Genomic DNA, 14100 nt, shown 5'->3' with positions numbered 1-14100 from the left:
TGCGGCGCAAATGCACCTTGGCGCTGAGGTCTTGCAACACCTTTTCAGGCATGGCGGCCACAATGGGGGTGGCAATGAAACCAGGTGCCACGGCATTCACACGCACCCCTTTGGGGCCAAGCTCACGGCTCCAGGTTTTTGTAAAACCGATGATGCCGAACTTGGTGGCTGCGTAATTGGTTTGGCCAAAATTGCCATACAACCCCACTACCGAGCTAGCGCTCAAAATCACACCGCTGCCCTGCGCCACCATGCCCTCAGCCACCGCTTGGGTGCAATGAAACACACCACGCAAATTCACATCAATCACCTTGTCAAACTGCTCGATGGTCATTTTTTGCAAACGGGCATCTTGGGTAATGCCCGCGTTGTTCACCAGCACATCAATGCGGCCGTAAGCGGCCTTGATCTGAGCCACCACCGCATCGACCATCGGGCGCTGGGTCACGTCCATGACAAAACCCTGCGCGGTCGCACCCAGTGCCTGGCATTGCGCCACGGCCTCATCCACGCCAGTCTGTTTGACATCGCAAACCATGACAATGGCACCCTCTTTGGCAAATTTAAGCGCGGTGGCCAGGCCAATGCCTTGCGCTGCGCCGGTGATCAAAGCAACTTTATTGTTCAAACGAGCGGTCATGAGAGTTCCTCAGAGTGATAAAAATTTCAACAAGCAAAATGGTAGTCTCTCCTGATTGCTGCAACTTGACACATCACAAGCCCCCAAAAAATATGATCTCTTTGCTTAACACCCACCGACACCGTGCTGGCCAAATGCTGGTATTGCTGCAATTTGGCCTGCTGCTGTGGTTGGCTTGGGCGGCAACACCTGCAGTGATGCAAGGCAATGCCACTTTGGCTTGTGTGCTGCTGGGTAGCTTGTCTGCCCTGTTGGGTGGCTGGACCCTGGCCTACAACCGGCTGGGCAACTTCAACATTCACCCTGCTCCCAAAGCCCATGGCCAGCTGGTGACTGGCGGCCCCTACCGCTTGATTCGCCACCCCATGTACAGCGCGGTGCTGTTGGCCGCAGCGTCCATGGCGGTGTTGACCAGCCCCGTGGCAGGTGGGCTGGCCTGGTGTGCTTTGGCTGGCGTGCTGGCGGTCAAGGCCACGCTTGAAGAGCGCTGGCTGTGCGAACACCATGCCGGCTACGCCGCCTACAGCCAACACACCCGGCGTTTTGTGCCGTGGCTGCTTTAACCGAGGAAATTCATTAGGGCTTGGGATGGCAGCGAGGGCATTTGCGAGGCAGGTTTGCCCCAATTGCGAAGCCTGTAGCCGTAGCTACAGGCGACAAAGAGGGGCAAAGATGGCCGCAAATGCACCGCTGACACCCAAGCAGCACCGCAGGTGCGCCTAATGGATTTTCTCGGTTTAAGGCTGCCGCAAGTCCTGGCGGTCTTGCGCGGCCTGCACCTGCACCGCACAGTCGTAAAACGTGGGGCCATGGCCTAAATCGGTCAGCCGCTGGCTGGTGAGCTGGTTCACATTGGTGCCATCCAACCCCAGTTTGCGCCACCAAATGCCCAAACCATGCACTACCCCAGGCCGGGCGCGCTCGGTCACCTGAGCCACGCAGTGGTGCGCGCCACGCACGTTAAACACCCGCACCGTGTGGCCAGTTTCAATGCCACGTGCGGCTGCATCAGTGGGGTGAATTTCCAGCAAGGGCTGGCCTTCGATGTCGCGCAAACTCTTCACATTGACAAAGGTGGAATTCAAAAAATTGCGCGCCGGTGGCGAAATCATCGCCAGCGGATAGATGGCCGAGCTGTGCGCCGCCTCATGGTTCGGCACATGGTCTGGCAAACCGTCTAGCCCCTGTGCGGCCAGCCGGTCACTGAAAAACTCGCACTTGCCTGAGGGCGTAGGAAAGTTGCCCTGCGCGAAACGCGCCTCGGGCGTGACCAGCGTGACAAAACCGGTTTCTAACAAGGCATCAAAGTCCACCGTTTGGCCAAAGGCTTGGCGGCACAAAGCCTCGTCCGTGTCTTGAAAACACGGCGCATCAAACCCCATGCGCTGCGCCAGCTCGCGAAAAATCTGGGTGTTGGGCTTGGCCTGCCCCACCGGGGCAATGGCTGGGCGGTTGAGCAGCACATCGGTGTGGCCATAGCTGCTGTGCACATCCCAATGCTCAAGCTGGGTGGTGGCGGGCAAGATGAAATCAGCGTAATCGGCAGTGTCGGTCTGAAAATGCTCCAGCACCACGGTAAAGAGGTCGGGGCGGGCAATGCCCGACACCACCCGGCCAGAGTCTGGCGCCACCGCCACCGGGTTGCTGTTGTACACCACCAGCGCCTCTATGGCAGGGCCAAACGCCGGGCTGGCCGGGCGCAGCAAGTCATCACCCAGGGTGACCATGTTGAGTGTTCTGGGGCTGCGGCCCGCCAGCAAATCGGGGCGCTGCAAGCTTGCTTTTTGCACCGGGAACGTGCCGGAGCTTGACAGCAGCACACCACCTGAGCGCTGCCGCCAGGCGCCAATCAAGGCTGGCAGGCTGGCAACTAGGCGCACCGCATTGCCGCCACCATGCACCCGCTGCATCCCGTAGTTCATGCGAATGGCTGCCGAGCCGTTCGCCCCCGAGTGCTCGCCCATGGGTGCGGCTTGCACACAGGCGCCAAAGTCGCGTGCCAAGCCCACCACCTGCGCCACCGTCAGGCCGCACACCGCGGCCACGCGCTCGGGCGGCCACTGCAAAGCACGCGCACGCAGCTGCGACCAGCCCAGTGTGTAACGCTCAAGGTAGTCGTGATCCAGCCAGTCGTGCGCAATCAGCTCATGCATCAGCCCCAGCGCCAGCGCACCGTCGGTGCCGGGCAGCAGTGCGATGTGCTCGTGGCATTTGTCGGCGGTTTCAGACTGACGCGGGTCTATGCAAACCAGCTTGGCACCCTGGCGCTTGGCCTCGTTGGCATAGCGCCAAAAATGCAGGTTACTGGCAATGGAATTGCTGCCCCAAATCAAAATCAGCTTGGCCTGGGCAAAAAATTCAACCCGCATACCCAGCTTGCCGCCCAGCGTGTGCACCAGCCCTTCGCCACCGGCGGCGGCGCAAATGGTGCGCTCAAGTTGCGATGCGCCCAGCTGGTTGAAAAACCGCGCCGCCATGCTTTCCCCCTGCACCAAGCCCATGGTGCCGGCGTAGCTGTAGGGCAGGATGGCTTGCGGGTCACGCGCGGCAATGCTTTGCAAGCGGGCGGCAATTTCGGTCAACGCAGCGTCCCAACTCACCGGCTCAAACTGCCCGGCTCCCTTGGGTCCGACCCGTTTTAACGGCTGCAAGATGCGCTCTGGGTGGTAGGTGCGCTCGGTGTAGCGCGACACCTTGGCGCACAAACTACCCGCCGTGTGCGGGTGCGCCGGGTTGCCTTGCACCTTGATCGCTATACCCTGTTGCACCGTGGTCAGCAACGCACAAGTGTCTGGGCAGTCATGCGGGCAAGCGCCACGCACTTGAAAAACAGCAGTGTCAGCGACCATGTTCAGATTCCTTTGACGTTGGGCAAGAAACTGTGCAACCGCAGGGCAATGCACAGCACCCCCATGTCGGGTGTGCGTGGAAGTGCCATGAGGGCAAAAGACGTGGGTTCATAGGGCATGGATAAGTTAAGGCATCATTGTGAACGGATTCCTTTTCAGCCCAGCAAAATACCACCTCAGCCAGATCAGATATTTATAAGTCTTTTAGGCCTCTAGCCCATACAAATAAAGCGCAAGCAGCTATGAATTTAATAAACACTTTCACCCCACACCTCGATGACCTCACTGCCCTGCGGCGCGACCTGCATGCCCATCCGGAACTGTGTTTTGAGGAGCACCGCACCGCAGGCGTGGTGGCAGCCAAGCTGACCGAATGGGGCATTCCCATCCACCGTGGCTTGGGTGGCACCGGCGTGGTGGGTAGTTTGAAACGTGGCACCAGCAGCCGCGCCATCGGTCTGCGCGCCGACATGGACGCACTTCCCATGACCGAGGCCAACACCTTTGCCCACGCCAGCACCGCGCCCGGCAAAATGCATGCCTGCGGCCACGACGGCCACACCGCCATGCTGCTGGCCGCAGCGCAACACCTGGTGCAGCATGGCGACTTTGATGGCACCGTCTACCTGATCTTTCAGCCCGCCGAAGAAGGCGGCGGTGGGGCCCGAGAAATGATCAAAGACGGCCTTTTTGACCGCTTTCCCATGGACGCGGTGTTTGGCCTGCACAACTGGCCGGGTATGAAGGTAGGGCAAATGGCCGCCAGCCCGGGACCGGTGATGGCCTCCAGCAACGAATTCAAAATCACCCTGCAGGGCAAAGGCGGCCACGCCGCCATGCCGCACAACGCCCTGGACCCGGTACCGGTGGCTTGCCAACTGGTGCAAGCGTTTCAAACCATTGTCAGCCGCAACGTCAAACCCATTGATGCGGCCGTGGTGTCGGTCACCATGATTCACACCGGCGAGGCCACCAACGTCATCCCCAACCAGTGCGAACTGCAGGGCACGGTGCGCACCTTTTCAACCGAGGTGCTGGACCTGATTGAAGCCAACATGCGGCGCATGACCGAGCACGTGGCCGCCGCCTCAGGCTTGCAAGCCCAGTTTGCCTTCAAGCGCAACTACCCACCCACCATCAACAGCGCCGCCGAGGCCGAGTTTTGCCGCCAGGTGATGGCGGAAGTGGTGGGCACCGCGGAGGTGTTGGGGCAAGAGCCCACCATGGGCGCGGAAGATTTTTCTTACATGCTGCAAGCCAAGCCGGGCTGTTACGCGTTCATTGCCAATGGCGACGGTGACCACCGCAGCATCGGCCACGGGGGCGGGCCGTGCATGCTGCACAACCCCAGCTACGACTTCAATGACGCACTGTTGCCGCTCGGTGCCACCTACTGGGTGCGCCTGGTGGAGCACTGGCTGGCCCTGCAGATCACACCATAGACGCTATCTATAAAGGAGCTGCTTACGCTTGTTTCAATAGCGCCTCAGCCTATTCTTCGTGTCAAAACGGCGCTAGACAAGACATCCAGGCAAGCCAGCGAGTCGTCCCAGCCCAGGCAAGCATCGGTGATGCTTTTGCCGTATTCCAGCTTGTCGGTTTTGTCTTTGCCAGGGGTGAACTTTTGCGCACCAGCGTTGAGGTGGCTCTCCACCATCACGCCAAACACCTGGCGTGAACCCGCAGCGATCTGGCTGGCAATGTCGCGCGCCACGTCCAGCTGCTTTTCATGCTGCTTGCTGCTGTTGGCATGGCTGCAGTCCACCATCAGGGTGGCGGGCAGCTTGGCTTTGGTCAGCTCGTCGCAGGCGGCTTTCACGCTGGCAGCGTCATAGTTGGGCGCTTTGCCGCCGCGCAAAATCACGTGACAGTCTTTGTTGCCATTGGTTTGCACAATCGCCACCCGGCCAGTTTTGTGCACCGACAAAAAGTGGTGGCCACCGGCGGCGGCTTGAATGGCGTCGGTGGCAATTTTGATGTTGCCGTCGGTGCCATTTTTGAACCCAATGGGCGCCGACAAGCCCGAAGCCAGTTCGCGGTGCACCTGGCTCTCGGTGGTGCGTGCGCCAATGGCACCCCAGCTGATCAAGTCGCCCAGGTATTGGGGCGAGATCACGTCCAAAAATTCACTGCCTGCGGGGAGCCCCAAGCGGTTGATTTCAATCAACAACTGGCGCGCAATGCGCAGGCCTTCGTCGATGCGGAACGATTCGTCCAGGTACGGGTCGTTGATCAAACCCTTCCAACCCACTGTGGTGCGGGGTTTCTCGAAATACACACGCATCACAATTTCAAGTGTGCTGGCGTATTTTTCACGCTGAGCCTTGAGCTTGCGGGCGTAGTCCATGGCGGCAGCCGGGTCGTGAATGGAGCATGGGCCAATGATCACCAGCAAGCGGTCGTCTTTGCCCGCAATGATCTGGTGGATGTTGCGCCGGGTGTTGCTGATCATCTTTTCCACTGGCGTGCCCGCAATCGGAAAGAAGCGGATCAAATGCTCTGGTGGGGGTAACACGGTGATGTCCTTGATGCGTTCGTTGTCGGTCTGGCCGGTGCGGTCAGTGGCGGGGTTGGGCACAGCGGCACCCCAGGCATCTTTGTCGGCGTTCACTTTGGCAGTCATGGATCAGTTCCTTGCAGAGTTGAAATCAAACACACATAAAAAAACCGCCGTGTTGGGCGGCGGTTTTTGGGAGGTCAGGACGTTTTGTTTAGGTACGTTTAGAACTCTCTACCGCCGGTGGCGCTTGAGAACCAAAAATAACTAAAGAAAAAATGGGCTGACTTCATGGGCGTTGACTTTAGCACAGCCGTTGTGCCATGCCTTTGGCTACAGCTTGCAATGCAGCACTGACCCGTGGCTCCACTGACAAACGGCGCCAAAACTCCCCAGCCATGGCACGCGTGCCAGGGTCTGCAAGATTTGGCGCTACATCAAAAGGTGCGTAATCTGGCATGCCCAGCATCAAATCTGGCTTCCAGCGCATCGGCAGCATGTCGTAAACCGGTGCCAGGCTGAATTGACCCCGATAGATTTCTTTGAGCGACGCACCCGCCACAAACAGCGACACGTTGCCGCTGTGCATGTCAGTGTTGCCGATCATTCGGCCAAACTGCAGCAGGGCGTGCAATTGCGCCGCCTCTGGCGCACTCAATTGACCGCGCCGCGCCAAGGCGTCTGCGGTTGCCGCCCAGTTGACATAGGGTTCTTTGACAAACCCGGCATGTGCCGCACCAATGGCCACCATGTGCCTGCGCCCCTGCGTGCCCACCCGGTCAAAACGCTGGCTGAGCAGGTAAGTGCGGCTGGCAGACTGCACGATGTGGCTCTGCGCCACCGCAAAACCATGGCCTTGCAGCACCTGGGCACAGACCTGTTCGGCACACAGCAAATCGCGCCAACGTTCACCATAAGGTGTGCCAAGAGGTGGCGAAAATTTGACCAAAACCGGCGTTTGCTGGCTGGTGATGGCCAAAAACTTGGGTTGTTCCCCCGCAGCGGATGACCCCGCTGGGAGCGTTTGCGCCACGTTGGCCGCCAGCGCATCGAGCACCGACTCGGGCTTGTCTGCGGGTAAACGCAACGGCGGCTGGGGTGAGGCTGCCAGGTCAGCCCCCAGCAACAGCGCACCTGGGGCATCATGGGTATGGAGCGCCGCCATCAAGGCCAGCTGCGTATCCCAAGTCTCGGGGTTGGCAGGAAGACCCAACGCGCCTAACTGCGCGGCCAACACCCGCCCCAAAAAACCCTGCGCACGCAGCGGTGACAAATACCAAGGCAGCAAGGCTTGCGCACTGGCCTGAAAAAACGCATCAAAGTCATCCGCCTGAACATACATTTGCGACCGAGCCAGCCAGCTCAGTGTGCCGATGCGTTTGACCACGCCAGTGTCATCCACGCGCCAAATGGGTTGCTGCGCCCCCGCCTGCCCGATGGGCTCGGCCAGCGCATAGCGGGTGCGTTTGCCTTGGCCGCAGACAATCACCTCGTCGTCAAGCTGCTTGAGCAGGCGGGACGCGGTGGGCTGGCTGATGCGCAATGCAGCCTGGATTTGAGCCGACGAGGCCGCGCCTTGCGACTGCAAAAACGTGATCAGAGCAGCGCGATAAGACATGTGATCTAAGTTTGACGTGAATAGAATAGTTTTTAAAACATTCTATTGAATTCAATGTGTTAGATCAATTTTGAATAGAATTTGAATAGAAAATGAATCACAACAGGCTGACAGACCATCAGGCCGTACCGCCCACCGTCAGCCCATCCAGACGCAGTGTGGGCTGCCCCACACCCACCGGCACACTCTGGCCTTCTTTGCCACAGGTGCCGACGCCGCTGTCGAGCTTCATGTCGTTGCCGATCATGGTGACACGCTTCAAACACTCGGGCCCGCTGCCCACCAGTGTGGCGCCTTTCACCGGGTATTGAATCTTGCCGTTTTCCACCCAGTAGGCCACGCTGGCCGAGAACACAAACTTGCCGCTGGTGATGTCAACCTGGCCGCCGCCAAAGTTGGTGGCGTACAAGCCTTTTTGGATGCTGGCCACAATTTCTTCAGGCGCCTTGTCGCCACCGAGCATGTAGGTGTTGGTCATGCGCGGAATGGGTACATGGGCGTAGCTCTCACGCCGGCCATTACCGGTGGGGCTGACCCCCATCAGGCGAGCGTTCATGCTGTCTTGGAGATAGCCTTTCAAAATGCCGTCTTCAATCAACACGTTGCGCTGGCTGGGGTTGCCCTCGTCGTCGACATTGAGCGAGCCACGGCGGTCGGCAATGGTGCCGTCGTCCAGCACCGTCACGCCCTTGGCGGCCACGCGCTGGCCGATGCGGCCACTGAAAGCGCTAGAGCCTTTGCGGTTGAAGTCGCCCTCCAACCCGTGGCCAATGGCTTCGTGCAACAAAATGCCAGGCCAGCCCGAACCCAGCACCACCGTCATTTCGCCAGCTGGAGCCGGGCGCGCCTCCAGGTTGGTCAGGGCGTTGGAGACCGCTTCATCCACATATTGGTTGATCAGCGCATCGTCAAAATAACCAAAACCAAAGCGGCCGCCACCACCGGCTGAGCCCATTTCGCGCAGGCCTTTTTGCTCGACGAACACCGTCACGCTCAGGCGCACCAGCGGGCGCACGTCGGCGGCCAATGTGCCATCTGCCCGCGCCACCAGCACCACATCGTGCTCAGCCGCCAGCCCCGCCATGACCTGTGCCACCCGCGGGTCTTTGGCGCGCGCCAGGCGCTCCACTTTTTCCAACAACTGCACTTTGGCCGTGCTGTCCAGGCTGGCAATGGGATCAAGGCCGTGGTACAGAGATCGTGATTTTGCTATTTTTTTAGTAGCTACTTGTGCACGTCCTGATTGCGCTACAGCCCCAATTGATCTGACAGTTCGGGCCGCATCAAGGAGCGACGCCTCAGAGATATCGTCCGAGTAAGCAAAGGCCGTTTTCTCACCGCTGACAGCGCGCACACCCACGCCTTGGTCAATGGAAAACGAGCCGGTTTTGACCATGCCTTCTTCCAGGCTCCAGCCTTCAGAGCGGGTGGTTTGAAAGTAAAGATCGGCCTCGTCGACCTGATGCGCTTTGATCTCGGCCAGCGCGCGCGCCAGGTGAGATTCATCCAGCCCAAACGGGGTCAACAGCAAAGATTTGGCAACGGCTAAGCGTTCAAGAGTGGGTTCACGTGAAATCATCAGATCATTCTAGGGGTTAGGACTGCACCAGCCGCTTTGACTTGGCGATTGACATCAACACCCCCAAGCCCAAACCCAGCGTGACCATGGCGGTGCCGCCGTAGCTGATAAAAGGCAATGGCACCCCCACCACCGGCAAGATGCCGCTGACCATGCCCATGTTCACAAACGCGTAACAAAAAAAGATCATGGCCATGGCGCCACCCAGCAAGCGGGTGAACACGGTGGGCGCCTCCAGCGCAATCACCAGCGCGCGCAGTACAAAAAAAAGAAACGCCACAATCAGCAGCAGGTTGCCAAACAGCCCAAATTCCTCAGAAAACGCCGCAAATATGAAGTCGGTGGTGCGCTCAGGGATGAACTCAAGGTGGGTTTGCGTGCCCTGCATGAAACCCTTGCCCCAAAAGCCGCCCGAGCCAATGGCGATCATGCCCTGGATGATGTGAAAACCCTTGCCCAGCGGGTCACGCCCGGGGTCGAGCAGGGTGCACACGCGCTGCTGCTGGTAGTCATGCAACAGCGGCCAGCGCACGCCATCGGCACACAGCTCGGGCTCAAACACCACCAGCAGCGTGATGCCCACCAAGCCCAGCAGCAGCGGCGGCGCCACCCATTTCCAGCCCAGCCCGGCAAAAAAGATCACCGACACGCCAGCGGCCAGCACCAGCAGCGAGGTGCCCAAATCGGGCTGTTTCATGATCAACCCCACCGGCACCGCCAGCAGCAGCAAAGCCACCGCAAAGTCGAGCGGACGCAACTGGCCTTCGCGTTTTTGAAACCACCAAGCCAGCATCAACGGCATGGCAATCTTGAGAATTTCACTGGGCTGAATGATCACCCCCACATTCAACCAGCGTCGGGCGCCTTTCTTGGTGACCCCAAACACCGCCACCGCAATCAACAGCGTAACCCCCAAAATGTAGAGCGGCACAGCCAGCGCCATCAAGCGCTGCGGCGGGATTTGAGCTACCACAAACATGATGAAACCGGCCAGCAACATGTTGCGCGCATGGTCTTCAAAACGCGTGCCGTGGTCAAAGCCAGAGGAGTACATGGTCAGCAGCCCGGCGCAGACCAACATGAACACGGCAAACGCCAGCGGCCCGTCAAACCCCGAAAACCAGGGTGACAAGCGTTGCAACACAGAGGGGCGATCAAATACCGAAGCCATAGGGGATGATTATCGTGCGGGGCACAGCCACAAAGCGGCTTGCCGTTTGCCCGTTTGCCCGTTTGCCCGTTTGCCCGCTGGCTGGCTGGCTGGCTGGCTGGCTGGCTGGCCGGTGTAACGTATGATGGCATGCATGAGGTTGATGCGCTGCTGTCGGTCCGAGCCAAGTCGAACTTTTTCGTTGTGCCCAGGGCAAACGCTTTAAACCACCTCAGACCGGGTCAACACAAAACCGCTTCAGGGTCTTTTTTCTCACATTTGAGTTCATGAAAACTGGGTTCCTTCGCCGCTTGGGTGCGGGCTTGCTGGTGTCGCTGGCGGTGTTGGCTACCGGGGTGTCCCTCTCTGTGGCAGGCGGCTTTTGGTTGAATCAACGCCTGGCAACGCAAGCGCAGACCGATTACCAGCAAATCGTAGACAGAACCAACGCAGAGGTCACGCGGCGACTTCATCAACCGGTGTTTGGGCTCAACGGCTTGCGCGCCATGTATGCAGGCAGCGACCGCGTGACGCGCGGCGAATTCACCGACCATGTGTTCTCTCGCGACCTGCCCGTGGAGTTTCCAGGGGTGCGCGGGTTTGGTTTCATCGAGCGGGTCGAGGCCGAGGGTCTGGCCGATTTTCTTGACCGCGAACACCAAGCTGGCGCAGCAGAATTTTCACTGCGGCTTTTGGGCGAACCCGCCAGCCCACACTATGTCATCAGATTCATCGAGCCTGAGGTCGACAACCCGGGCACGCTGGGCTTGGACGTGGGCTCTGAAGCGCGCCGGCGCGCGGCCATCGAGCAGGCCATCGACGCAGCTGCACCCACCATGACAGCGCCCATCACCCTGGTGCAAGACGCGCAAAAAACGCCTGGGGTACTGATTTACGTGCCGGTGTACCACCCGGTGGCGCGGCTCAACTCCGCCACCGACCGCCGGGCGGCGCTGCGCGGGGTGATTTATGCACCCATCGTGCTCAATGAGTTGCTCAAGGGCATCGAAAGCGTCACCAACCAGCATATCGTTTTCACTTTGCGCGATGCCAGCGTGCCCCAAGGCGCTGACAATTTTCTGTTTGGCAATGCCCTTGAGCAGCCGCTGCCAGCCACCGCCTTGTTCAAGTCGCAGCAAACATTGACCCTGTTGGGGCGACAGCTGACCCTGCAAACCCACAGCACGCCGCTGTTCGAAGCCCGTTTAAACCACCTGGAACCAGCTCTGTTGGCCATCGGCGGCATGCTGGCCAGCCTGTTGCTGGCCTTGCTGCTGTGGCAACAAGGCCATGCCCGCGAGCGTGCCGAAGCCCTGGCGCGCAGCATGACCAAAGACCGGCAGCGCCTGGCGCTGGTGGCGCAAGAAACCTCCAACGCGGTCATCATCACCGACGCCCAGCGACGCATCACTTGGGTGAACCCTGGCTTTGAACGCATTTCAGGCTACAGCGCCGCCGAAGCCTTGGGGCAGTCACCGGCTTTTTTGCAAACCGAGCGCACCGACCCAGCCACCATTGCCCGCATGCGCGAGGCATTTCAAAGCGGCCAAAGCTTTCATGGCGAGGTGATGAACCGCAGCAAACAAGGGGTGGACTACTGGATTGAACTGGAAATTCAGACCTTGCGCGATGCCCAGGGTGTGGTCAACGGCTACATGGCCATCGAGTCAGACATCACCGAGCGGCGCCAAGCACAAACCCAACTGGAAGCCGTGCTGCGTGACAACGATGCCCTCTTGAGCACGCTCGACCTTTTAGGCATTGTGTCAATGGCCGACCGAACCGGGCGCATCATCCAGGTCAACGACGCGTTTTGCACCATCAGCGGCTATGCGCGTGACGAATTGCTGGGGCAAAACCACCGGTTGCTCCACTCTGGGGTTCAAGATGCGGCGTTTTGGGAAAGCATGTGGACCACCATCGCCGCCGGCAAACCCTGGCGCGGCGAGGTCTGCAACCGTGCCAAAGACGGCGCGCTGTATTGGGTCGACACCTTCATTGCGCCGTTTTTGAATGACGATGGCTTGGTTGAAAAATACGTCTCTATCCGCATTGACATCACGGCGCGCAAAGCGGCGCAAGCCCTGGCGCAGCGCAATGCCGATTTGCTCAAAGGCAGCATTGAAGCGCTTGATGATGCCTTTGCCCTGTATGACGACCAAGACCGGCTGGTCTTGTTTAACCAGCGCTACCGCGAGGCCTACCCCATGCTGGCAGATGTGCTGCAGGTAGGCAACACGTTTGAGGCCATCATCCGCGTGGGCGCCGAGCGCGCCCAATATGCAGACACGGCGGGTCGGGTGGATGCCTGGGTGAGTGAGCGGCTGGCGCTGCACCGCCAAGCGCAGTCGCAACATCATCAAAAGTTAACCGATGGCCGCACGCTGCGCATTGTGGAGCGGCGCATGCCCAATGGCTATACCGTGGGTTACCGGGTGGACATCACCGAGCTGGTCGAAGCCACCGAAGCCGCGCAAGCCGCAAACACCTCCAAAAGCCAGTTTCTGGCCAACATGAGCCACGAAATTCGCACCCCCATGAATGCCATTTTGGGCATGCTCACGCTGCTGGGTAAAACCGAACTCAACCCCAAACAGGCTGACTACGTGACCAAGAGCGAGCGTGCAGCGCAGTCGCTGCTGGGGCTGCTCAATGACATTCTGGACATTTCCAAGGCCGAAGCCGGCAAGATGACGCTGGACCCGCAGCCGCATGATTTGCATCTGCTGGTCAGCGATGTGCAGGTGATTGCGCTGGCCTATTTGGGCTCAAAACCGGTCACGCTGCAGCTGGACATGGCGCCAGACCTGCCTGCGCTGGTGGTGGTCGACGCGCTGCGGCTCAAGCAAGTGCTGATCAACTTGTGTGGCAATGCCATCAAGTTCACTGAGCAAGGCGTGGTGACACTGAGCCTTGAAACCCTTGACCGCAACGCCCGTCAAGTGATGCTGAAATTTGCCGTGCAAGACAACGGCATTGGCATTGCGCCCGAAAACCAGGCCAAAATTTTCACTGGTTTTACCCAAGCCGAGGCCTCCACCACACGCCGCTTTGGCGGCACCGGGCTGGGTTTGGCCATCAGCCAGCGCTTGATCGAGTTGATGGGCGGCAAGCTGGAGCTGCAAAGCACGCTGGGGCGCGGCAGCCGCTTTTATTTCAGTTTGACGCTGCCCATTGCCGCCCCTGCAGCGGTGGCGACACCCCGCGCGCGCCATCTTCCCGCTGCGCAGATGCCAGCCAGCCCACAAGTTTCGGTCGCCGCGGCTGTCTGCCCAAGCGTTCCGCCAGTGGCAGCGCCATTGGGTTTGGCGGGCATGCGTATTTTGGTGGCTGAAGACAACATCGTGAACCAACAAATTGCCAGCGAGCTGCTGGAAAGCGAAGGCGCGCTGGTGACACTGGCCAACCACGGCCAGCACGCGCTGGACTTGGTGGCCGCAGCGGGGGCAGTGTTTGACGTAGTGCTGATGGACATGCAAATGCCGGTGATGGATGGCTTGACCGCCGCCCGCGCCCTGCGCCAAACATGGGATGCCCACACCTTGCCGATTGTGGCCATGACGGCCAACGCCCAGGAGGATGACCGCCAAGCCTGCCTGGAAGCCGGCATGAACGACCATGTGGGCAAACCGTTCAACCTGAAACACCTGGTAGCGGTGCTGCAGCGCATCACCGGGCGCACTACAGAGCTCAATCCCGGTCCTGGCGCCTGACAAAAAATATATTAAATAGATAGCTACTCAAGCTTATTTATCAAGCGCTAGAGG

10 protein-coding genes are annotated in these 14100 nt (G+C 59.6%); 3 read left to right on the top strand and 7 right to left on the bottom strand.

The window, feature by feature from the left end; genetic code table 11:
- Nucleotides 1–640, bottom strand: a 640-nt coding sequence (locus PHT20_RS12235) for an SDR family NAD(P)-dependent oxidoreductase (RefSeq protein ID WP_301020725.1), incomplete at its 3' end; no start/stop codon positions are given.
- Nucleotides 641–732: 92 nt separating this feature from the next.
- Here PHT20_RS12235 and PHT20_RS12230 point away from each other — a divergent pair.
- Entirely contained in the window at nucleotides 733–1203 is a 471-nt protein-coding gene (locus tag PHT20_RS12230) for an isoprenylcysteine carboxylmethyltransferase family protein (RefSeq protein ID WP_301020724.1), read from the top strand.
- A 174-nt stretch (nucleotides 1204–1377) separates the two neighbouring features.
- Here PHT20_RS12230 and PHT20_RS12225 read toward each other — a convergent pair whose 3' ends face one another.
- Nucleotides 1378–3489 carry a molybdopterin oxidoreductase family protein gene (locus tag PHT20_RS12225; protein ID WP_301020723.1) on the bottom strand — a complete coding sequence of 704 codons (2112 nt, stop codon included), beginning with the start codon at nucleotides 3487–3489 and terminating at the stop codon, nucleotides 1378–1380.
- Between the two features lie 242 nt (nucleotides 3490–3731).
- On the opposite strand from PHT20_RS12225, the gene PHT20_RS12220 reads away from it, so the two are divergent.
- Nucleotides 3732–4931, top strand: a complete 1200-nt coding sequence (locus PHT20_RS12220) for a M20 aminoacylase family protein (protein ID WP_301020722.1) — start codon at nucleotides 3732–3734, stop codon at nucleotides 4929–4931.
- A 44-nt stretch (nucleotides 4932–4975) separates the two neighbouring features.
- On the opposite strand, the gene PHT20_RS12215 is transcribed toward PHT20_RS12220, so the two are convergent.
- From PHT20_RS12215 to PHT20_RS12195, 5 genes are all read right to left on the bottom strand, one after another.
- Complete coding sequence (locus PHT20_RS12215) at nucleotides 4976–6112, bottom strand: 3-deoxy-7-phosphoheptulonate synthase (protein ID WP_301020721.1); 1137 nt, start codon at nucleotides 6110–6112, stop codon at nucleotides 4976–4978.
- Nucleotides 6113–6290: 178 nt separating this feature from the next.
- Complete coding sequence (locus PHT20_RS12210) at nucleotides 6291–7604, bottom strand: HipA domain-containing protein (RefSeq protein ID WP_301020720.1); 1314 nt, start codon at nucleotides 7602–7604, stop codon at nucleotides 6291–6293.
- A 118-nt stretch (nucleotides 7605–7722) separates the two neighbouring features.
- On the bottom strand, nucleotides 7723–9183 hold the full coding sequence (gene tldD / locus PHT20_RS12205) for a metalloprotease TldD (protein WP_300084172.1): 1461 nt from the start codon (nucleotides 9181–9183) through the stop codon (nucleotides 7723–7725).
- A 16-nt stretch (nucleotides 9184–9199) separates the two neighbouring features.
- On the bottom strand, nucleotides 9200–10354 hold the full coding sequence (rodA, locus tag PHT20_RS12200) for a rod shape-determining protein RodA (protein ID WP_301020719.1): 1155 nt from the start codon (nucleotides 10352–10354) through the stop codon (nucleotides 9200–9202).
- A gap of 9 nt (nucleotides 10355–10363) precedes the next feature.
- Complete coding sequence (locus PHT20_RS12195; RefSeq protein WP_301020718.1) at nucleotides 10364–10489, bottom strand: hypothetical protein; 126 nt, start codon at nucleotides 10487–10489, stop codon at nucleotides 10364–10366.
- A 131-nt stretch (nucleotides 10490–10620) separates the two neighbouring features.
- Between PHT20_RS12195 and PHT20_RS12190 the strand changes: the two genes are divergently transcribed.
- The gene (locus PHT20_RS12190) at nucleotides 10621–14046 is read left to right on the top strand and encodes a CHASE domain-containing protein (RefSeq protein WP_301020717.1); all 3426 of its coding nucleotides are present in this window, start codon (nucleotides 10621–10623) and stop codon (nucleotides 14044–14046) included.
- Nucleotides 14047–14100: the final 54 nt, after the last annotated feature.

The organism is Rhodoferax sp. (assembly GCF_028715765.1).
Classification (GTDB): Bacteria; Pseudomonadota; Gammaproteobacteria; order Burkholderiales; family Burkholderiaceae_C; genus Rhodoferax.
The sequence above is the reverse complement of the archived record's forward strand: the minus strand, read 5'-3'. Positions and strand labels throughout refer to the sequence as shown.

Excerpts from the sequence above, each read along its gene's own strand:
- PHT20_RS12230 (WP_301020724.1), top strand. The coding sequence starts at position 733 with ATGATCTCTTTGCTTAACACCCACCGACACCGTGCTGGCCAAATGCTG.
- PHT20_RS12225 (WP_301020723.1), bottom strand. The coding sequence starts at position 3,489 with ATGGTCGCTGACACTGCTGTTTTTCAAGTGCGTGGCGCTTGCCCGCAT.
- PHT20_RS12220 (WP_301020722.1), top strand. The coding sequence starts at position 3,732 with ATGAATTTAATAAACACTTTCACCCCACACCTCGATGACCTCACTGCC.
- PHT20_RS12215 (WP_301020721.1), bottom strand. The coding sequence starts at position 6,112 with ATGACTGCCAAAGTGAACGCCGACAAAGATGCCTGGGGTGCCGCTGTG.
- PHT20_RS12210 (WP_301020720.1), bottom strand. The coding sequence starts at position 7,604 with ATGTCTTATCGCGCTGCTCTGATCACGTTTTTGCAGTCGCAAGGCGCG.
- tldD (WP_300084172.1), bottom strand. The coding sequence starts at position 9,183 with ATGATTTCACGTGAACCCACTCTTGAACGCTTAGCCGTTGCCAAATCT.
- rodA (WP_301020719.1), bottom strand. The coding sequence starts at position 10,354 with ATGGCTTCGGTATTTGATCGCCCCTCTGTGTTGCAACGCTTGTCACCC.
- PHT20_RS12195 (WP_301020718.1), bottom strand. The coding sequence starts at position 10,489 with ATGCATGCCATCATACGTTACACCGGCCAGCCAGCCAGCCAGCCAGCC.
- PHT20_RS12190 (WP_301020717.1), top strand. The coding sequence starts at position 10,621 with ATGAAAACTGGGTTCCTTCGCCGCTTGGGTGCGGGCTTGCTGGTGTCG.